Source organism: Maribacter sp. TH_r10 (assembly GCF_033101095.1).
GTDB lineage: Bacteria > Bacteroidota > Bacteroidia > Flavobacteriales > Flavobacteriaceae > Maribacter_A > Maribacter_A luteus.
In genome coordinates, this window is record NZ_JAWMPY010000002.1 from 627,902 (window position 1) to 650,255 (window position 22,354).

Here is a 22,354-nt window from a genome sequence, read left to right on the forward strand (position 1 = left end):
CGATAACAGCAGTTTCGACGAACATAATTTTATAGATCATCCAACCCTAAACACCCTTGTATCCCTATGAGAGAAACTTTTATGAAAATCATACAACGTTCATCATTTTAGTACCAATGAACAACCATATATGAAACCAACCAAACATAACCAACAACAGGTAACCGAAGTCTATGACAAATGGCTTTACAGTTACTTAAATGGGGATATTGAAACCTATGATTCTTATTTTGACAATGCCTTTCATTTTATAGGTTCTACAAATAATGAAGAGTTTTTGAACAGAAAGGACACCACTGATTTTTTTAGGAATACCGCTGAACAATTTTCAGGAAAGACCCAGTTACGCAATGAAACCAAAATTATTGAACAATTTGGGGAACTGGTAATTTTAACCCACATCTTCGATGCATGGTTCTCGAATGGGGAAATTTGGAATTTTTATGATCGATTTCGATTCAGTAATGTTTTAGAGAAGAATAATGAAGGTTGGCATTTTGTGTACCAACACTACTCCACACCCGATGGCAAGGCCCAAGAAGGGGAAACGCTGGGCTTGGATAAGATAAGCAAGGAGAACTTAGAGTTAAGGGAAGCCATAAAACGACGGACTATTGAACTCGAAGAAAAAAACAGGGAGCTTGAAATTGAAGGGGCCTTAGAGCGTATTCGTGCAAAGGCTTTGGCTATGATCGCCCCTGAGGACCTTTTGGATGTGGTGGTAACCTTACGTACTGAATTTCTCAAATTGGGTTACGAGGCACAGTATTTCTGGCATATGTTGTGGTTGCCAGAAACCTATGAGAAAGCCATGACCTCGAGTGATGGTACCCGAATTGGTATGGTAATGGAACTCCCTAGACATTTACACGGGGATATTCCGTTATTGGCCCAATGGGAAAAAAGTACCGATCCCATAGTTATTTATGCCATGGACGCTGAAGCTGCCATTGACTATGTGGATAAAATGATCACATTGGGCAATTTTCAACAGATCGATCCCCAAGCCCCTACCCATGATGATATTCGGCATATAGGGGGACTCACTTTTGTCATGGCGCGCACCACCCATGGGGAAATTGGATATAGCCTACCCGGTGTAGTTGAAAACCCTCCAAAGGAGGACCAAAAAATCTTAGTGAAATTTGCGGAAGCCTTTGATTTGGTACACCAAAGATTTCTTGATCTTCAAAAATCTGAAAAACAAGCGCGTGAAGTCCAGATCGAGTTGGCATTGGAAAAAGTACGAAGTAGAACCATGGCCATGCATCATAGTGATGAATTGCAGGAAACATCATTTCTATTGGATCAACAAGTAAGAGATTTGGGTATAAAGACTTGGGGTTGCGCTTTCAATATTTATGGGGAAAACGAATCTACCGAATGGTTTGGTAATGAAGCAGGGATTTTACACACCTACACAGTTCCAAGGGCCGGGATATTCAAGAAGTATTACGATAGAGGTCAAAACGGGGAAACACTATATATTCAAGAATTTTCAGGTGATGAATGTGTGGCCCATTATGAATTTATGAGCTCCCTTCCTGTAATTGGCGACGTTTTAAAACAATTAAAGAAAACCAATAACGGTTTCCCTACCTATCAAATAGACCATGTCGTCTATTTTAAATATGGGTATTTGTTATTTATCACCAGGGAACCGGTACCGGATGCCTATGATATTTTCAAACGATTTGCAAAGGTTTTTGAGCAAACCTATACACGTTTCATAGACCTTCAAAAAGCCGAAGCGCAAGCACGGGAATCACAGATAGAAACCGCTTTAGAGCGAGTACGTACACGTACAATGGCCATGCAACACAGCAACGAACTTCCTGAGGCCGCCAACGACCTGTTTTTACAAGTTCAGGAACTGGGCATTCCAGCTTGGAGTGCGGGCTATTGTATTTGGACAGATGATAAAAAAGGGGCTACAGCATTTATGAGTAGTGAGGGCGTTATTCAAAAGCCGTTCGTATTGCCCAACGTTGGTGTGGGTTATGATTTTGATACACCTTTAAAAAACGGGGAAAATTTTCATATTGGTGAACTAGGCGGTGAACTCATTAAAGAACATTATGCGTTTATGCGTACGCTTCCCGTTTTTGGGGAAGTAATCGAGGGTGTCCTAAAAGCAGGACATCTACTTCCCTCCTTTCAAATATTCCATATATGTTATTTCAAATATGGTTATGTAATGTTCATTACCTATGAAAGAGTACCAAAATCCCATGACATATTCAAGCGTTTTGCCACGGTATTCGAACAGACCTATACTAGATTTCTTGATCTACAGGTAAAAGAAGAACAGGCCACTGCCCTACATACCGAAAAAAAGAGATTGGAAGATACACTTTACAATCTTCAAACTACACAAAAGCAATTGATCCAAGCAGAAAAGATGGCAAGTTTGGGAGAACTAACCGCTGGCATTGCTCATGAAATACAGAATCCGTTAAACTTCGTCAACAACTTTAGTGAAGTCAGTAATGAACTTATTGATGAAATGAACGAGGAACTGGATAAAGGTGATTTGGAGGAAGCAAGGTTCATTGCGTCGGACATCAAACAAAACCTTGAAAAAATAAACCATCACGGTAAACGTGCAGACAATATTGTAAAGGGTATGCTGCAACATTCAAGAAGTAGTAGTGGCAAAAAGGAACCAACTGATATCAATGCCCTTGCAGATGAGTATTTACGTCTGGCCTATCATGGTTTGCGGGCAAAGGATAAATCATTTAATGCCGAACTGATAACTGATTTTGACGAGCATATTGGAAAAGTAAACATGATACCGCAAGACATGGGGCGGGTTATTCTCAATTTAATTACGAATGCCTTTTATGCCGTTAACGAGAAAAAGCAAAAAGACACAGATTTTAAACCTATAGTCTCTGTAAGTACCAAAAGCCTAGGAAACCATATTAGCATTAGTGTTTCTGACAATGGTGATGGTATTCCTGAAAAGGTCAAAGAGAAAATATTTCAACCCTTTTTTACTACCAAACCAACAGGTCAAGGTACTGGTCTGGGGTTAAGCATGAGCTATGATATTGTGACCAAGGGGCACGGAGGCGAATTGCAAGTGGAAACTGAAGAAAGTGAAGGCACTACTTTCAAAATTAACTTAAGAATACATGATTAAACAATCCCTCCTATTCATCACGCTATTTTTCTGTATACTATTTACGGCAAGTGGGCAAGAAAACCCTATAGATAAAAATGGATTGGCACTAGATACAATCGTGCATTTTACGAAAGCAGATTTAGATTCAATTTTTGGTTTAAGGTTGACAAATAAAGAAGGTTGGATATTTAAATCAGGAAATAAGCAAGATGCGTCATCTATAGACATTGATTTAGCTGGTTGGGAACGATTAAACCCCTCTCAGATAACCAATGATATGGCAGATAGTTCTGGCAAATTTGAAGGATGGTTCAGATTGCAATTTACCATTGATAGTGCTTTCGCAAAGCTTCCACTCTATTTAGATAAAGAGGATCATGCTGCAGAGGATATTTATTTAAATGGAAAGTTATTCCGTCAATTTGGAGAAAAAGGGAACGATAGAGCCTCATTTAAAGAACACATTCAAGATTTTGACATTCGCAACCCAATCTTTTTAGAACCTGATACCATACATACTTTGGTCATTCATTATGTAGATTATAGTACCTATGGCAACATATTCAAAGTAGTTCCAGTGGGTTCAACCAGAATAGTTACCAATGACTATTTTGATTATATGAACTTTTTGGGATATAAAGTTTTGTTCGACTTAATTGGATCTTTCATATTTTTTATACTTTTTTGGCTTCTATATCTTCTGATCAGGGAGGACAGTGAACTGTTAATGATAGCAATTTTTTCCTCTTTGATGTTACTATTGAATATTTGTATCGCTTTCAACGGTGCAGACAGCTTGTTCTTTACGTTGCCCTCTAAGTATATGATTATACTTTTATACATACGGGACATTTTGTATATTTATTTTTTCTTGTTCTGCTTTTTATTTGGATACAGAATTTTCTACGGTAAACATTCAAAGTGGTTCATTCTGGCTAGTATAATATTGATCTTTATTCCATACTATGCTGCTTTTGCTCTTTACTTTTTCATTGCTATTTTCTTAGTCTTTTTGTCAATCAAATCTAAAAAAAGAGAATTATCTGTAAGAATACTGCTATACAGTCTAACATTATCTTATATCATAACTGCTACTGGCTTGATTTATAGGTATTCGAATTTAACCGATGATTTTAGTCTAAGGTTAATAATGGTTTATAGTGATACGATCGGTAAAGCCATTCTCTTTTTAGGCATGTTGGCATTTGTTGCTTATCGCATGAGAGAGAAAAATGAGGATATGCGGCAAAATGCAATGGAACTTGTAAAGGTAGAAGCTGAAAAGAGTGCGCTTATTACTTCACAAAATGAAAAGTTAGAATTAAAAGTAAAAGAAAGAACATCAGAGTTAAATCAATCTTTAGAAGAATTAAAAGCCACACAATCACAACTCATCCAATCCGAGAAAATGGCCAGCCTTGGAGAGTTAACTGCTGGTATTGCCCATGAAATTCAAAATCCGTTAAATTTCGTCAATAATTTCTCTGAGGTAAGCAACGAACTTGTTGATGAAATGAATGAGGAATTGGATAAAGGAGATCTTGAAGAAGTGAAAGCTATTTCATTGGATATCAAACAAAATCTAGAAAAAATAAACCATCACGGCAAACGTGCGGACAATATTGTAAAAGGTATGCTTCAACATTCTAGAAGCAGCAGCGGCACAAAAGAACCAACTGATATCAATGCCCTTGCAGATGAGTATTTGCGCTTGGCTTATCATGGTCTGCGGGCAAAGGATAAGTCATTTAATGTAGAACTCATTACAAATTTTGACGAGAGCATTGGAAAAGTAAATATTGTACCACAAGACATGGGGCGGGTAATTCTCAATTTAATTACCAATGCCTTTTATGCCGTAAACGAGAAAAAACAAAGAGATGTTAATTTTAAGCCCATAGTTTCTGTCAGCACTAAAAAAACGGATGAACATATCACCATTAGTGTTTCTGACAATGGTGATGGCATTCCTGAAAAAGTTAAAGAGAAAATATTCCAACCCTTTTTCACCACTAAACCTACTGGGCAAGGTACCGGCTTAGGCTTAAGTATGAGTTATGATATTGTGACAAAGGGACATGATGGAAATCTAAAAGTGGAAACAGCAGAAAAAAAGGGAACCACATTCATTATAGAATTACCAAACTAAACCAACAACCAAACCAGTATGAAAAATATAGAATTAAGTAAACTTGTACTTTTAATCGGCTTTTTCTGCTGCTTGTTTTTGGTTTCTTGCCACAAACAAAGTAAGTCTGAAACGGAAACTACTGTAGGTGATTTTAAGGTTCCAGAAACTATTCCTTTACAATTTACGGAACCAGAACCTTTTGAATGGGAAACCATAACCAACGACACGCTAACAACCCCCGTCACATATGATTTAAACGTAGATGCCTTGCCCAGCAAACCATTTGAACTAAACACGTTTAAACCGCTGAAGTCCCCAATGAAGGAATACGATTTGGACTGGGACAGTTATCGTACGGGGGAATTAAAGTTTGATTCCGTACCCTTTACAGTGACCAAAGCGCCCATAAAAAAACCGACCATCACTAAAATGAAACCTCCAGGGATTATGGACGGTACCCATGTAAACTTACTACAACTTTCTACCAATGAAGGATTACCCACTAATGATATTACTTCCTTTTTGGAAACCGAAGATGGGGCCATTTGGATGGGATCATCCATGAACTCAACACCCCTAACCTACTATGATGGTGAGAACGCCTTTGTATATGATTACCCCGGGGTGTATAAAATGACCTTTGACCAACAAGGTAAGCTTTGGTTGGTAAGTCCGGGGCCTAATTTTTTAACGGTATTGGATTTTAAGAACGATACGGCATATACGATTACCAAGACAGACATTTTTACACCTTTCGATATTCTTTGCGACCATACAGGAACGATCTACATGAACTCCCTTACTGAAGGATTCTACGTAATGGATGCGGAAATGAAAAGTTTACGAAAGATTATAAATGAAGGCTCCAATAAACCTTGGAAGATATTTGAGGACAGCAAAAATAATTTATGGCTCAGTTATCAAGATGGTTTGAGCGTGTTGGACCCCTCCAGAAAAGAATTTAGAACAATTTCCAATATTGCCGAAATTGAACTTAACTCTATAGTTTGGGATATTAAAGAAGATGCCTATAACAATATTTGGCTGAGTTATCCTTACCCAACGCCCAATGGTAGTTCCAATGCTTCTTCCAGTGTTCTAAGATTAGCAATAGATAAGCAAAAAGTTAGCGTTTTAGGTTCTGAAAACGGGTATACCATTACAGGTGATAAAATAGAAGAAGATGCCCAAGGCAACTTATGGATATTCGGGGCGACAGAGGCCTTTCTACTAAGTGAAAATAGGGATGCTTCCAAAACAATTGCCCTAAACGCTGCTCTGCAAGGCTCTCTTAGGATACCAACCCCTTTAAAACGTAAGGATGGGTCTCTTTGGATTGCCACCACAGATAAAGGGGTGCTCATCGCCAATGAGTTTACCTTAAAAATGGAATACTTTGATACCTCTCGAGGTTTGATCAACGATGCAGTGTGGGAAATTGAAGAAGACTCTAGAGGTGACATATGGCTAGGAACGGCTGCGGGGATCAATATTATTGACTTAAATAAACATACGGTCAAATCCCTCAGTTTTTCCCAACTGCATAGTGTACCCAATACAATCAATTTTATCAAAGAAATATCACCGGACATGTATTATTTAAGTACAAGGCCCGGCTTTTCCATCCTTGATAAAAAGAAAAATAAACTTTCCGTATATGCCAATTCTTCCAACATTTTTGGTGCAGGTGTTTTTATTTTAAACGAACATACTTTTGCCAACTACTCTAGTTCAGGACTGTACATATTTAATATTGAAAACAACACCGTTAAAAAAGCAGTCTCTAAAAATGGCCAAGAAATTCTAAAGGCAGGAAGCGGGTCCGTCATAGCTTATGACAAAGAAATTCTTTGGATTCCTACTACGAAGGGACTAGCCAAAGTAAATATAAAATCGAACACTGTTAGTTATCTTAGTAAAGAACAAGGTCTTAGCGATGAAAATGTATCTACAGCAAAATTTTCTAATGAAGGTGAATTATGGATAGCTACCTTGAACGGTGTTAACGTACTTGATTTAAAACAAAATACACTTACCACAATAACAAAAGAAAACGGACTATACCCTACAGATTTTTATGATCTGGCCGAAAAAGGAGGAATGATGTACGCTGGCAGTAGTAATGGTTTGGTTGCTATGGAGAAGGCCACCGTAAAAGAAACAAATAAAGGTTTCTATAATTTTAATGGTGGACTCGGTTTTAAATATAACGACTATTTACAAGGTTCCCCTAGATTTCTAAAAAATGGACAGTTTTGGACAGGTGTTATTAATTCATCTAGTGAATTTAGGCTAATGGTGTTGAATACGGAACTTAAAATTGATACTACCATAAGTACGGTTCAGATCAATAATATTTTCGTAAAAGATGAAACCCCTGGGTTTGGCTCTCAACATATTTCAGATTCTACAAATAACAAAAAGGCATCCTATGCCATTGATAATAGTATTAAATGGGATTCTGTTACACGTCCTTATAATATTCCCGCAGGGCTTGCCCTACCCTATGACCAGAACAGCCTTAGTTTTAGCTATGGTAGTGATGCTATATTCAACAAGGATAAATTAACCTATCGTTTTATTCTAGATGGTGAAGATGAAGATTGGAGCTATGCTGCAAATGCAACCAAAACCAAGAACTATTATAATTTAAAACCCGGTAATTACACCTTTAAAGTTGCCGTTAGAAATACCATTGGCGATTGGTCCGATCCCGATAGCCTATCTTTCAAAATAAATCCGCCATGGTGGCAAACTTGGTGGGCATACTTAATATTCGGTTTAATTGCAGCTAGTATTTTAAGGGCATATATTGTTTTTAGGGCCAGAAAATTAACTAAAGAGAATAGAATCTTAGAAGAGCGTGTTAGTCATAGAACGGTTCAGCTTAAAACAAAAATCGATGAGTTAAAGTCCACCCAATCCAAATTGATCCAATCGGAGAAAATGGCCAGTTTGGGTGAACTCACCGCAGGTATTGCCCACGAAATTCAAAATCCGTTAAACTTCGTCAACAACTTCTCTGAAGTGAACAAAGAACTTCTGGAAGAAATGGAAGAAGAAATTGAGAAAGGCAACTATGACGAAGTAAAAGCGTTGGCCAAAGATGTTTCTGATAACGAGGATAAAATCATTTTTCATGGCAAGCGCGCCGATGGTATCGTAAAAGGAATGCTGCAACATAGCCGTAGTAGTACCGGTCAAAAAGAATTGACCAATATCAATACTTTATCAGATGAGTACCTACGCCTAGCCTACCATGGTTTACGTGCAAAGGATAAATCCTTTAATGCCACTTTAAATACCGATTTTGATGATGCTATCGGTAAAATAAATATAGTTGGGCAAGATATAGGGAGGGTTATTCTCAACCTAATTACCAATGCCTTTTATGTGGTAAAAAAGAAAAAAGAAGAAAACCCTAAAGGTTACGAACCTACCGTTTCGGTAAGTACGGAAAAGAAAGGGAATATGATACTCATAAAAGTATCGGATAATGGCAATGGAGTGCCTAAAGAGGTATTGGATAAAATATTTCAACCCTTTTTCACTACAAAACCTTCTGGGGAAGGAACCGGATTAGGACTATCACTAAGCTATGATATTGTAAAAGTACATGGCGGTGAATTAACAGTTGATACCAAACAGGGAGAAGGCACCACCTTCACCATATCATTACCAATAAATTAAACTACAAAAAACCACCTTATGAAAATATTAGTTGTAGATGACGAACAAGATGTAAAAGTACTTTTTCAACAGCGTTTTAGAAAAGAAATACGAAAAGAAGAATTAGAGTTTGTTTTTGCCTTCTCGGGGGAAGAAGCCTTAAAATTGATGAAAGCAATGGAACATGAAGCTGTACTTATTTTATCTGACATTAATATGCCGGGCATGAGCGGACTGGAATTGTTAGATACCATCAAAAAAAATTATGTGAAACCGCCTCCAATGGTTATGATGATTACCGCCTATGGAGATGATGAAAATAGAACAATGGCAAAAAATCTAGGTGCAGATGACTTTCTTACAAAACCTTTAGATTTTTCACTTCTAAAAGACAAGCTGATAACCTTAACATAAGACTATGGCAAAAATAATGGTAGTAGATGATGAGACGGACTTGGAGATACTCATCAAACAAAAATTTAGAAAGCAAATACGGCAAAACGAGTATGAGTTTGTCTTTGCCGTAAATGGGAAGGATGCTTTGGATAAGCTTGCTGAACATCCAGGGGTGGATATTGTTTTGAGCGATATCAACATGCCAGAGATGGACGGTCTTACCCTACTCTCAGAGCTGCATGAATCCAGTCCGCTTATCAAAGCGGTCATTGTATCTGCCTATGGTGATATGGAAAATATTCGTGTGGCCATGAACCGCGGTGCTTTTGACTTCATCACCAAGCCCATCAATTTTGAGGACCTTACAGTGACTATGGAGAAAACCTTAAAACATGCCAAAGAAATTCAAAAAACGTTGCAGGCAATTAAGGAGAATAATATCCTTAAAATGTATGTGGATGAGAACGTACTCAATTTTATGGGGGGACAGGAGTACGAGTCCAAGATCATGGCCAACGAAAGCATTGAAGGTACGGTCATGTTCGTTGATGTATGTGGATTCACAAAAATCAGTGAAACCACAAGTCCAGATGTAGTCGTCACCATGCTCAATACCTATTTTGATGCCATGGTAAAAGAAATTATGGAACAGAATGGCATTATAGATAAATTTATAGGCGATGCCGTAATGGCCGTTTTTAGAGGGGAATATCATTTGGATCGTGCCATTGATGCCGCATTGGCCATTAGAAATCAAGTGAACAGCTTACCTAAAGGGGAAGGCAAAGAAACATACCAGCCAAAGGTTTCTATCGGTATTAAAAGTGGGGAAATGATTTCGGGCAATATTGGCTCCGCTACTCTTAAACGTCTAGATTACACCGTTATTGGGGATACAGTAAATACTGCAGCTAGATTACAAGATGCTGCTAAAGAAAATCAAATTATCATCTGTGAAAGTTGTTACGAACAGGTAAAAGAGGCTTTTAAATGTGAGAACCTAGGTAGTATTAACATGAAGAACAAAGCACAACCTCTTACGGTGTACAATGTGATAGAATAGCCATTGAAATTAAACTAAAAGCCATCAACAAACCAACATACAAAAAGAAACAGCGAGAGAGTAAGCTGTCCGATACATCAAATATGTAACAGCCATAATAATGAAATACAACAAGAAAACGTAAACCAGAACCAAACCATCCAAAAATAAAAAAGAATGAAAAATATTTTACAACTACTAATATTCGCACTTTTATTTACAAGCTGTGCCGATGAACAACGAGCAACAAAGAAAACAACCTTACCCCCTATTTCAGAAGTTTATGAAAGTTATTATGAGGGTAGTTTGGCGTTAAATCCTGTCTATGGAAATTTTTATGGTATTAATAGGTATTTTGACACACTACCCAATAACCTAACAGATGAATATAGAGCTAAAGAAGTAGCCCATTATCAAACACACCTTGATAAAATTCAGAAGTATAACAGGACAGAACTAAACCAATCGGACCAATTGAATTACGATATTTTGGTTTGGTATGCTACAAACAAACTGGGTTACGATCACAATTTCACAAAGTATTTGCCCATAGACCAACTAAAATCTATTAACCTATATGCAGCGCAACTGGCTTCGGGTAGCAGTATACAACCCTTTGCTACCGTAACAGATTATGAAAACTGGATAAAAAGACTAGAAGATTACAATGTGTGGTTAGACACTGCGCTTATGAACATGAAGGAAGGCATTACATTAGGATATGTGCAGCCAGAAGCCATTGTAAAAAAAATAATTCCGCAATTTGAGGCAATGGCAAAAGGACCGGCCGAAGACCATTTATTTTACAGGCCCGTAAAAAATATACCTGAGGGGTTTACAGAATCTGAAAAATCAGCCATTGAAGCCACATATCAAAAAATGATTATAGAAGAGATTATACCCAGGTATCAAAAATTAGCAGAATTTTTTAAAACGGATTATTTAAAAGCTGCCCGGTCCACTTCTGGTATTGGTCCATTACCCGGAAGTTCGGAATACTATAAAAATCAAATTGAATACATGACCTCTACAAACCTTTCTGCAGATTCCATATTTGATTTAGGAAAATCTGAAGTAGCACGGATTAGAACAGAAATGGAATTGGTTAAAAAAGAGGTGGGCTTCCAAGGTAGCCTAGATGATTTTTTTATTCACGTTCGTACCAATAAAGACTTAATGCCTTATACAGACCCACAACAATTGTTAAGCAGTTTTGATTCCATTCAACAGCGTATGGCACCGCAATTAGCCAAGTTGTTCGATAAAAAACCAAAAACACCCTTTATGGTTAAACGCACTGAGGCTTTTCGTGAAAAATCGGCAAGTGCACAATACAACCCTGGTAATCCTGATGGTTCAAGACCTGGCATATTTTATGTACCTATTCCTGATGTTACTTCCTACAATGTATATTCTGACGAGTCCTTGTTTTTGCACGAAGCAATCCCCGGTCATCACTATCAAATAATGCTTGCCGCAGAAAACGATAGCATTCCTGCTTTTAGGCTATTTACAGAATCCGGTGCTTATATAGAAGGCTGGGGTCTGTATGCTGAATCCTTAGGAAAAGAATTAGGATTATACGATGACCCATATCAATATTTTGGAATGTTAAGTGCTGAAATGCACAGAGCTATACGCTTGGTCGTAGATACCGGGCTACATCATAAAGGGTGGACACGTGAAGAAGCCATTGCGTATTCGATGGAAAATGAAGCATTTCCAGAAGCACAAATTGTATCAGAGGTTGAGCGATACATGGTGATGCCGGCACAAGCATTATCCTATAAATTAGGACAGCTAACTATTTTGAATCTTAGAAAAGAAGCCGAAAAAGCATTAGCTGATGACTTTGATATAAAGGCGTTTCACAATACCATTCTTGATGCTGGTAATATGCCGCTAGCCGTATTAGAACAGAAAGTTCGAGCTTGGATTGAAAAAGAAAGAAAATAGTGAGCGAAAATAAAAATATACAGGTTTGATATTGAACTACTAAAGAAAGAAATTATGAAAAAATCAAAAATTTTCAACATAATACTTATGATAGCCTTAATGATTCCTTTTTTTGGGTATCAGCAAGAGAATGTAAAGCAAAGGACAATTCAGTCGGTTGAAGAGGAACTGGTCTTTATTAAAAACAAATCTAATTTTGAAGATGAAGGTGAACGATTAAAAGCTTTTTTTGAAGCTTATGCGAAAAATCAAATAGCGGCATCCCCAGCAATGGCAACATTCTTAGGCAAGCCAGGATATGATGATGTATGGGATGACCTTTCCACTGAGGGTGTTAAAATTAAATTAGCTAATTTAAAATTGTTCAATGAAGCTCAAAAGTGGTTTGATGTCAACGAATTGACGGAAGAAGAGGTCGAAAACTTAGGTATTTTCAACAGAGCTGTAGGTATTCAATATTCTCTTGAAAGTCAGTTTCCTGAAAAGTATGTAATCATTGATCAAATAGATGGGTTTCACATATATCTTCCTGCAATTATACAAATGATGCCTACCAATTCTTCAACTGGAGTGAAAAATATTTTGTCCAGATTAGAAGGACTACCTAAATTATTGCAACAGGCTCAAAATACCTTGACCGAGGGAATTGAAAAAGGCATCGTGATGCCCCGAAATACGGTCATTCAAGTACCCGAACAATTAAAACAAATCATCTCGAATACTCCCGAAGAAAGTGTTTTCTATGCTCCCTTCGCCAACCTTAAAGAAGGAATTATAATAGAAGGAAGAACGTCCATAACCGATGATGCATTAAAGATTATAGCTAATAAAGTAAATCCTGCTTTCATAAAGTTTACTGATTTTATGGAGAAAGAATACCTGCCCAATGCACGTGAAAGTTATGGTCTTAACCAGTTACCCAATGGCGAAGCTTGGTACAATGAACTTATTACATACCACACATCCACCAATATAACAGCCAAAGAAGTGCACACATTGGGACTATCTGAGGTAGCAAGAATTAAAAAAGAAATGGAAAAATTGAAGTCGGATATTGGCTTCGAAGGAGACCTTACCGCATTTAATAATTTCTTAAGAGAAGACCCTCAATTTTTCTTTGAAACTCCAGAAGAGCTGCTTATAGCCTACCGTGACATTTGTAAGCGCATAGATCCTGTTTTACCTAAACTCTTTGGCAAGCTACCTAGATTACCTTATGGTGTAAAGCAAGTACCCGCCTACTCAGAAAAGGCTTCTACAACTGCTTATTACTACCCAGGTTCTTTACAATCTGGGGTACCTGGTTATTTTTATGCAAACACCTATAACTTAAATGCCAGACCTAAATGGGAAATGGAAGCATTGAGTATTCATGAAGCCGTTCCCGGTCATCACCTACAAATAGCGCTAGCTTCAGAGCTTGAAGACGTTCCTGAATTTAGATCTATGCTGAATTTCACCGCATTTATTGAAGGTTGGGGGCTTTATTCGGAAAGTTTAGGTCCAGAATTGGGTTTCTATAAAGACCCTTATTCCAAATATGGGCAACTAACGTATGAGATGTGGCGTGCCATTCGCTTAGTCGTAGATACGGGAATCCACGCTTACGGTTGGTCTAGGCAAGAAGCTATAGACTATTTTAAAATGAATTCGGGTAAAAGCATAGGTGATATTACTGTAGAAATAGACAGGTACATTGCAATGCCAGGACAGGCGTTGGCTTATAAAATCGGGGAATTAAAAATAAAAGAATTAAGAAAAAAGGCTGAGACTGCTCTTACTGATCAATTTGATATTAGGGCATTTCATGATGTGGTATTGGGAAGTGGGACCATTCCATTAGATGTTTTGGAAGTAAATGTGAATAATTGGATTATAAAGCAAACAACAAAACAATAAAATCAAAACTAAACATACATGAGAATAGAGGTAAAAGAAGCTTTTAAATGTGAAAACTTTGAGAGTATTAAAATGAGGAATATAGCACAACCGCCTACAGTAAATAATGTTTTAGAATAATTTTTTTGGAGTCTTTAAATTACAAACTATGACCAAACCTTTAAAATCCGGAAACCAGAAAAACACCAACTCCAAGGAAGGACAAAATCCGTTATCCTCTTTCGAAAAAGGGCTCCTTAGCGAACTTAAATCTAAAGGACATGCTGAAGAATTGGTGGATCACTATTGGGGTACCATCAACTATGTTTCCAATCTTATTAAGGCTTCCGAGCTAAAGGCAGGACTTATTTTATCCTTTTATGGTATTATACTGAACTTCATTTATCAAAGTGCCGAAACCGTATTGCGTTCAGATGCCAACCCTACCCCATTATACATCCTTACAACCCTATGGTTCATAGCAACCGTAATTTCGGTTTTTTATAGCGTTCGCTGTTTTATTCCAAAATTAGAGGGTAATTATGATGATAATGTATTCTATTTTGGGGATGTAATCAACAAGTTTGGAAACATTAAAGAATTTTCCAAGAAATTTTATGATGTCAGTATGAATGAAAAAGAGGTTTTTGAGCAATTGGGGGAACAGATTTATATCAATTCCAAAATAGCGGCCTGGAAATTTAGGAACGTACAACGATCCATTCGGTTTTTGGTAATCAGCCTAGTCTTATTGTTTGTAACAGCAGTGTATTTTGGATTGCATAGGATTGTATAACCATGATTTTAACAGCCATTAACCTTTAAACAGGGGATGTAAAGAATTGTTCGCTTCCTTTTTTAAATTGGGAATGGTTTCTGGGCTTATTGGAAAACTTGGCTAAATATCCCACAATATGAAATTTAGGGAAGTTCGGTATAACAAAATCAGGATAATGAACTACCAACGGGACATAATTTCTTAAGCCATTTTGGCTTTGTTCCTTTTTGTCGTAAAAGAAAGGGCTTTTTTTACCCTAGAGTTTTTGAATTTGTATAAACGGGCAACTTCAGTAGTAGTTTCGGTCTTAACCTCGTTTTTGGTTTCCGTGGTTGTAACGATTGTCATTTCAATAGTTTCTACTTGTACCTCTTTTATATTGTTTTGGGCTTGTGCGGTTATTCCGAAGAAGATGATGAAGATGATGGTTACTATTGCTTTCATGACTTGTTTTGTTATATAATGATAACCGTAACAAGTGCATTTTAAAGGGTTGCAATTCGCTGAACGTCCCTATTTATCGTTATTTGACAAGAATCGGGATGAAGTGTAAAATTACCTCGGTAAACGGGAAGCCCCTCTAAAACAGCTTACCGAAAAAAAGGGTATTTAAACGGTGTTTCGAGGTTTGAATCAAGTCCTGTTTTCTCTTATTATTGATTTATTTTATGTTTTATATGGAATATATCGAAGTTATGTGAAACAATATCAGATTAAAAATCCATCAAAATAGGTAGGGAGTTCCTTAAGCCATTTTGGCTTTGTTCCTTTTTGTGGTAAAAGAAAGGGCTTTTTTTACCCTAGAGTTTTTGAATTTGTATAAACGGGCAACTTCAGTAGTAGTTTCGGTCTTAACCTCGTTTTTGGTTTCCGTGGTTGTAACGATTGTCATTTCAATAGTTTCTACTTGTACCTCTTTTGTGTTGTTTTGGGCTTGTGCGGTTATTCCGAAGAAGATGATGAAGATGATGGTTACTATTGCTTTCATGACTTGTTTTGTTATATAATGATAACCGTAACAAGTGCATTTTGAAGGGTTGCAATTCGCTGAACGTCCCTATTTATCGTTATTTGACACGAATTGGGATGAAGTGTAAAATTACCTCGGTAAACGGGAAGTACCTCTAAAACAGCTTACCGTAAAAAAGGGTATTTAAACGGTATTTTAGCCGCCAAAAAGATGTTATTTATTCTTTTCTTGGATCCATTTGGATAAAAACTTGGTGCTTGCCATAGATTGATGCCTTAACATGGCACCGATAAAATTGTAGGTTCTATGCTGTTCCAATTTGGTTTGAAGTGCTTCTATAGTTTCCTCGAAAGATTTATCGAGGGTTGCTTTATTGTAGAACGTATCAATAATCGTGAATCCATTTTGTTGGGCACACGACCATTCAGGCTCATTCCTGTACAATGTAATGGCATAATCGGCTATTTCTTTTGCACTTTCTGCAATATGCCCGTTCCAAGGTAAACTACCATGCATTCCTTCAGCTCCAATAGATGTGGTAACACTGGGTGTCCCTGATTGCATGGCATCGATTAATTTACCTTTGATTCCCGCACCAAAGCGTATCGGGGCCAAGTTAACCCGGTGTGTTTTCATTACCGTATGCGCACATTTGGCCCAACCTTCAATCAGAAACCCCGTTTTTGGGTCATGCATTTCTTTTACCTGTTGGGGCATATAATTCCCATAGATATGTAAATTGGCCGATGGTATTTGTTTTCTTATCAATGGCCAAATTTCCTTTTTCAGCCATAAAACGGCATCTACATTGGGAGCATGTTTACCATTGCCTATACATATGAAATCCTTACGGTCGCAAAAAGACGGCCATTTAGTTGTTTGTTCACGATTTGTTTTCTCTAACTGAAAAGGAAGATGCAGCAGCATTTGCTTATCTATCTTTATGAAAGTCGATAGTAACTCCATTTCATAGCTAGATATGATCAGGGAAAGATCACAGCGATAAATCGAGGCTATTTCCCGTTTGGTAATATCACTTACCAACCATTTTTCCGGCGCAAATACAACTTGTTTCCTAAACAGCTCCTGTCGTACAACCCGTAGGGAGTGTAAATCTTCGGTGTCCAATATTCGAAGGGCATTCGGAGCGAATTCCGCAACACGCCATCCGAATTGCTCTTCAGTCAGAAAACGGTCAAAAAGTACGATTGTCGGATTTAAATTTTTTACGAAATCATCAAAACCCGAATCGTTTAAAAGAATGTTTTCTTCAGGGATTTTAAGTTCGTGCAACGGTGAACTGTGTTCGCCTTTGGTGGCCGTACTGGCGAATGTGATTGTATAATCCCTTTCTTTAAAAAAATGAATTAATTGCATCATCCGGTTTCCGGCAGCTGTCGTTGCAGGCTCCGGCCAATTGTAACCAATGATCAAGAGGGATTTCTTATGCATCGTTCAATCCAAAAATAAGGTATTTATGTAATGTTACCCCAGTATTTTCGCTATTTGAAAATATTTCTGATTGAATATGAAGCCATTATGCTCTAACATGGTCATTCCATATAAAATCCCATTAAAGATCTGCAATAACAAATCAATCAGAATATAATTCAGCGTTTAATAGCGCTACATTTTCTCAGCGAACATCTTTGAGATTTTTGAACGTAATTTTCGTTCATAATCTTCTTCTAACCACTCCTTGTAATTCTTGGTGTTGTTCATGATGCAGTACGAATAAAGGCGCACACGATAGGCAATCTCCTCTTTCAACGATTTTGCCAATATACGGGCATCAAAAACATCCTCTGAATTTTCAACACAGATCTGGGCATGTTGCTCTATACTGTTTTCCAAAACAACCTTGGATTTTAAGCCTTGGGCGAAAACCCTTTTATATTCGGCCTTTACATCGAAACTGATATTTTCCGAATTTGCAAATTGGGCACGAAGATCAGGAGGCATTTCATAAACGAATTCCCTTTCGATCTCCTCGTCGTTCTTAATGTTCTCCAAATAAAAATCAGGAAAATGGAAGATCTCTTGCCAATCTATCGGGGCATTCCATAAACCAAAACGGGCGACATTGTTCCCAAGGTCAACAACCGTAAATTCTTCTTTATTGGGGAGTACACGTGAGCCACGCCCGATCATTTGAAAATATAGGGTCAAAGATCGCGTAGCCCTATTGAGCATTATGGTCTCTACCGTAGGTTCGTCAAAACCAGTGGTTAAAATACTAACCGAAGTTAGAATAGCATCTGGCGTTTCTGAAAACCATTGCAAAATCTCACGCCTTTCAGAAGCCGTATTCTTATTGTCCAAATGACGAATTGGGAGTCCGGCTTTTTTAAAGGTCTCATATACATATATTGATGTATTGATCCCATTATTGAAAATAAGGGTCTTTTTACCTTTGGAAATCTCATTGTATGCATTCAATAACTTACCCAACATACTTTGGTTCCCATAGAGCTCATCAGAAGATTTTACCGTGTAATCACCGTTTATTCCGAGTTTAAGTCCCTGAAGGCTAACGTCGTAATTGTACATATTGGCTTTGGCCAAGAACTTCTTTTTGATCAATGAGGAAATAGATTCCCCTACGATCAACTTCTGATAATTATCCTTCATCGGAAGTTTAATATTTGAACTCAAAGGAGTTGCCGTTACCCCAAGGATCACGGCATGTTCAAAATATTTGAATAATTTCCTGAAGGAATTGTAATGTGCCTCATCAATAATTACAAGACCAATGTTATTGATCTCGATTTTCTCATCCTGTAGTCGATTGTTCAAGGTCTCGACCATTGCAACGAAGCACATATAATCATCTTGGTCTTGCAATTCTTTGACCTCGCTGTTGATGATTTTGTTCTTAACCCCAAAACCTCCGAGCATGCGGGAAGTTTGCTGACTAAGTTCAATTCGGTGCGTTAATACAACGACCTTCTTTTTGTTCTGTGAAATATATCGTTTTGCGATTTCGGAAAAAACCACGGTCTTTCCTCCTCCTGTGGGCAATTGATAAAGGAGGTTTACATTATCAGGTGATTCTTCGAGATACGTGAATATCTTGTTGAGATCATCTAATTGATAATCGTAAAGTGTTTTTTCTTTTAAGTTTTTTTGTCCTTCCAAACGGTCGTTTTCTGGTATTTTACAATTCTTTTCTATTGGACGTTAGTGCAAATCCGAATTTTGCAAAATTAGCAGAAATAAAAACCTGTACGAAATTTAAAAGCAGAAATCCTTTGAAAATCTAAATGATGACTTGTAAATACGTAGTAGTTAAGGGGTTGTGGTTCAACTTATTTTTACGCTTATTTCCACTACCCTATCTTTAGTCAGTATTATTTTTTCCGGTGGAAGGTAATCTTCATTTCGATGGTGTTAATCGGAAGTAAAAAACATGGTATGGATAAATCAATACTTTTTATCTTCGGACACCAAATTCAGGAGTTCTTCCCCACTGGCCAACCTTCTATAATTCTCTACAATCTGTGGTACAACCGAAGCAGTATCTGAAACACTCGCATAATGTGGGGTCATATGAATTTTAGGATGCTCCCAAAAAGGATGGTCCAACTGTAAAGGCTCTTCGTGGTAAACATCTAAGGAAGCCCCGGAAAGATGACCTTTATCCAACATTATCAAAAGGTCATTGTCTACCAAATGGCCACCACGGGCTACATTGATGATATGTGCTCCTTTGGGTAATTGTTCAAACAATTCGGCATTTAAGATTCCCCTGGTTTCATTGGTCAAGGGTAATAGACAAACCAAAATCTGTGTAGAATTCAAAAAAGCAGATATCTTGGAAGAAGCTGTAAATGTTTTTACTCCTTTGATCTGCTTTTCGGAACCGGACCAACCCTGTACTTTAAATCCAAGACGGACTAAATCTTTGGCAAGGACTGTTCCCAATGCCCCAAGTCCCATAATCCCGATTGTTACATCAGCTATGCGTTTGTAGGGAATGGGTTTCCATATTTTTCTAAATTGATCCACTTTGTAGTGGTATAGGTTTTTTAGTTGACTGAATATTAAGGCAGTAACGTGTTCGGACATATCCTTGGCAAGGAATTCATCGACCACACGGGTTATGGGGATATGCAGTGGAAGTTGGTTGTCTTCGAACAAAAAATCTACCCCGGCACCACTGGAAGCAATACATTCCAAGTTTGGATAATCCTTGAGGGATCCGATAGGATGCTTCCATACCAATGCCATTTTTATATCCTCCTTAGGATGTTTCTCCAAATAACCGTAAACCGGAATTTGTGGGGCATAAAGGTTTAAAGCCTCTTTCCAGCTATTTATCTTGTCGTCTTTCCTTATGATTACGATGGCCATATCAATCCAGTATATCCAAACCTCTGGAAAAACCCTCTTGGTAACTCCAATGGTTTTCCTGGGTAAAATTATAAACCTTTACAATACGTTCCTTAAAATTGGGCAATAATCCATTTAAGGAAATGAATTGGGCCATTTCATTGAACGAATTGAGCATACTTTTGTAAAATGCCTCGGGAACGTTACGATCCATTGAGAATGTTTGGGCAACTTCTAAATTATACAGCATTAGATCCGCTATTAAATGCGGTTCAACGCCAAGGGTCAAAAAATGCTTTATATATTTTTGGGCAACGGAACGCCTGGCTTTGGGCCTCTTTCTTTTTAAAGGGAAATACTCGTTTGAAATCCTTGCCTTGGCCTCTTGTACCATCTTGTCCTCTTTTGGGTTAAAGATGAAGTCGTAGTATTCTTTTACCATCGGGAACCTGGAATAGAGATCCATTAGCTGTTCTTCGAGTTCTTTCTTTTTCAGTTCGGCCAAATATTTTTTAAGGGCTCTTTTACTCATGTTTATCTGTTGGGTTTCAAAAATACATTATGCGACGGTAAAATGTTCTAGACTTTAGGGTAAAATCAAGAACTTGTCATAAATAATGTATAACATTCTTGATATCCTTTGGAAAAGACAGATTATTAATGTATTATGAATGTTTACGGAATGTTCAATTTAAAACAGGATTTACACATATGAGGCAACTTAAGATTATCAAGCAGGTAACCAATAGAGAATCGAAATCACTGGATAAATACTTGCAAGATATCAGTAAAATTGAATTGATAAATGCACAAGAAGAGGTAGAATTGGCGCAACGTATACGTACGGGGGACCAAGTTGCCCTTGAAAAATTGACGACGGCCAATTTACGATTCGTAGTTTCAGTAGCAAAGCAATATCAAAATCAAGGCTTAAAGTTGCCCGATTTGATTAATGAGGGCAATTTAGGTCTCGTTAAGGCCGCTAAGCGTTTTGATGAAACCCGAGGGTTCAAGTTCATCTCGTACGCGGTTTGGTGGATCAGACAATCAATTCTACAGGCCTTGGCCGAGCAGTCACGTGTGGTAAGACTCCCATTGAACAAAATCGGTTCGATCAATAAAATCAAAAAGACATTTTCTTATTTGGAACAAGCGCATGAACGTCCACCATCCCCAGAGGAAATTGCCAAAGAGTTGGAAATGACCGTAACCGAGGTTAAACAGTCATTGAAGAATACCGGTAGGCATGTTTCTATGGATGCTCCCCTACGTGAGGGAGAGGATTCTAACCTTTATGATGTACTGCGTTCCGGTGAATCGCCACGGCCCGATAAAATATTGTTGCAACAGTCGCTGAATACGGAAATCAACAGGGCACTGGAAACCTTATCCCCGAGAGAAGCCGATGTGGTAAAACTTTATTATGGTATAGGTGACCAGCAATCGATGACCTTGGCAGAAATTGGACAAACCTTTGATCTTACTCGGGAACGCGTACGCCAGATAAGGGAAAAGGCAATTCGAAAATTAAGACACAATTCCAGAAGTAAATTGCTAAAGACGTATTTGGGATAGGGAATTACTTTTCAAAGCACAAAAAAAGAGCCATGATAATTAAATCATGGCTCTTTTTAGTTTTTTATCAGCTTTCTTACGAAAAGCTTAGCTTATTGATATTCACGTCTATTAAGATTTCGTTCAAATTCTCAATAAAATTCAAGTAAGCTGTGTTGTCTGCATTTTGATGTGCCATAATGTGTGGGATTTTTAAGGTTTTTGAAAGGGACTACATATAATCCAATTCAACTAATTCGTTTAAACTTAAAATTTCGTTTAGATCTTGTAGGAAGGCCAAATACTCTTCCCCGTAGGTATCGTATAGCATATGGTTTAGGTTAAACTCGCATCATACGAGTGATTTGGTTTATAATTTATACTGTAAACATATTCATAACGAGCACTTGTTACAATAAATTGTGGTGAAACAAATTATTCCTGTTGTCAAAATTACTTTTTTGATGGAATACCAATTTTGCTGAAAAAGATACCCTGCCGTTTATCGATGATTTTGG

Annotated in this window: 15 protein-coding genes; 9 read left to right on the plus strand and 6 right to left on the minus strand. The window is 37.6% G+C overall.

The features are described from left to right. Nucleotides 1-130 precede the first annotated feature (130 nt). The 8 genes from R3X28_RS08120 (at nt 131) to R3X28_RS08155 (ending at nt 14,998) form a co-directional block, all read left to right on the plus strand. On the plus strand, nt 131-3,148 hold the full coding sequence (locus R3X28_RS08120; RefSeq protein ID WP_317663903.1) for an ATP-binding protein: 3,018 nt from the start codon (nt 131-133) through the stop codon (nt 3,146-3,148). Further along, on the plus strand, nt 3,141-5,279 hold the full coding sequence (locus R3X28_RS08125) for an ATP-binding protein (RefSeq protein ID WP_317663904.1): 2,139 nt from the start codon (nt 3,141-3,143) through the stop codon (nt 5,277-5,279). Before R3X28_RS08120 ends, R3X28_RS08125 begins: the two co-directional genes overlap by 8 nt. Nucleotides 5,280-5,297: 18 nt before the next feature. Then, entirely contained in the window at nt 5,298-8,951 is a 3,654-nt protein-coding gene (locus R3X28_RS08130; protein WP_317663905.1) for an ATP-binding protein, read from the plus strand. A gap of 18 nt (nt 8,952-8,969) precedes the next feature. Beyond that, nucleotides 8,970-9,344, plus strand: a complete 375-nt coding sequence (locus R3X28_RS08135) for a response regulator (protein ID WP_154365389.1) — start codon at nt 8,970-8,972, stop codon at nt 9,342-9,344. Between the two features lie 4 nt (nt 9,345-9,348). Beyond that, on the plus strand, nt 9,349-10,389 hold the full coding sequence (locus tag R3X28_RS08140) for an adenylate/guanylate cyclase domain-containing protein (protein WP_282054879.1): 1,041 nt from the start codon (nt 9,349-9,351) through the stop codon (nt 10,387-10,389). Nucleotides 10,390-10,545: 156 nt separating this feature from the next. Further along, the gene (locus R3X28_RS08145) at nt 10,546-12,324 is read left to right on the plus strand and encodes a DUF885 domain-containing protein (RefSeq protein WP_317663909.1); all 1,779 of its coding nucleotides are present in this window, start codon (nt 10,546-10,548) and stop codon (nt 12,322-12,324) included. A 54-nt stretch (nt 12,325-12,378) separates the two neighbouring features. Beyond that, the gene (locus R3X28_RS08150) at nt 12,379-14,223 is read left to right on the plus strand and encodes a DUF885 domain-containing protein (protein ID WP_317663910.1); all 1,845 of its coding nucleotides are present in this window, start codon (nt 12,379-12,381) and stop codon (nt 14,221-14,223) included. Nucleotides 14,224-14,371: 148 nt separating this feature from the next. Then, entirely contained in the window at nt 14,372-14,998 is a 627-nt protein-coding gene (locus R3X28_RS08155) for a Pycsar system effector family protein (RefSeq protein ID WP_317663911.1), read from the plus strand. A gap of 183 nt (nt 14,999-15,181) precedes the next feature. On the opposite strand, the gene R3X28_RS08160 is transcribed toward R3X28_RS08155, so the two are convergent. The 6 genes from R3X28_RS08160 to R3X28_RS08185 form a co-directional block, all read right to left on the minus strand. Next, nucleotides 15,182-15,424: a hypothetical protein gene (locus R3X28_RS08160; protein WP_154365380.1), complete on the minus strand. Its 243-nt coding sequence runs from the start codon at nt 15,422-15,424 to the stop codon at nt 15,182-15,184. 301 nt (nt 15,425-15,725) lie between these two features. After that, nucleotides 15,726-15,968 (minus strand): hypothetical protein, encoded by a 243-nt coding sequence (locus R3X28_RS08165; RefSeq protein ID WP_317663913.1) that lies wholly within the window; start codon nt 15,966-15,968, stop codon nt 15,726-15,728. Between the two features lie 195 nt (nt 15,969-16,163). Beyond that, the gene (locus tag R3X28_RS08170) at nt 16,164-17,402 is read right to left on the minus strand and encodes a glycosyltransferase (RefSeq protein WP_154365378.1); all 1,239 of its coding nucleotides are present in this window, start codon (nt 17,400-17,402) and stop codon (nt 16,164-16,166) included. A 174-nt stretch (nt 17,403-17,576) separates the two neighbouring features. Beyond that, a complete protein-coding gene (locus R3X28_RS08175; RefSeq protein ID WP_154365376.1) occupies nt 17,577-19,088 on the minus strand; it encodes a DEAD/DEAH box helicase in 1,512 nt (503 codons plus the stop codon). Nucleotides 19,089-19,373: 285 nt separating this feature from the next. After that, nucleotides 19,374-20,303 carry a glyoxylate/hydroxypyruvate reductase A gene (locus R3X28_RS08180; RefSeq protein WP_317663915.1) on the minus strand — a complete coding sequence of 310 codons (930 nt, stop codon included), beginning with the start codon at nt 20,301-20,303 and terminating at the stop codon, nt 19,374-19,376. 1 nt (nt 20,304) lies between these two features. Next, nucleotides 20,305-20,814, minus strand: coding sequence for a DUF6155 family protein (locus R3X28_RS08185; protein ID WP_154365372.1), 510 nt, complete (start codon nt 20,812-20,814; stop codon nt 20,305-20,307). 179 nt (nt 20,815-20,993) lie between these two features. Here R3X28_RS08185 and R3X28_RS08190 point away from each other — a divergent pair, with 179 nt between their 5' ends. Then, nucleotides 20,994-21,857: an RNA polymerase sigma factor RpoD/SigA gene (locus tag R3X28_RS08190; protein WP_154365370.1), complete on the plus strand. Its 864-nt coding sequence runs from the start codon at nt 20,994-20,996 to the stop codon at nt 21,855-21,857. Nucleotides 21,858-22,354: the final 497 nt, after the last annotated feature.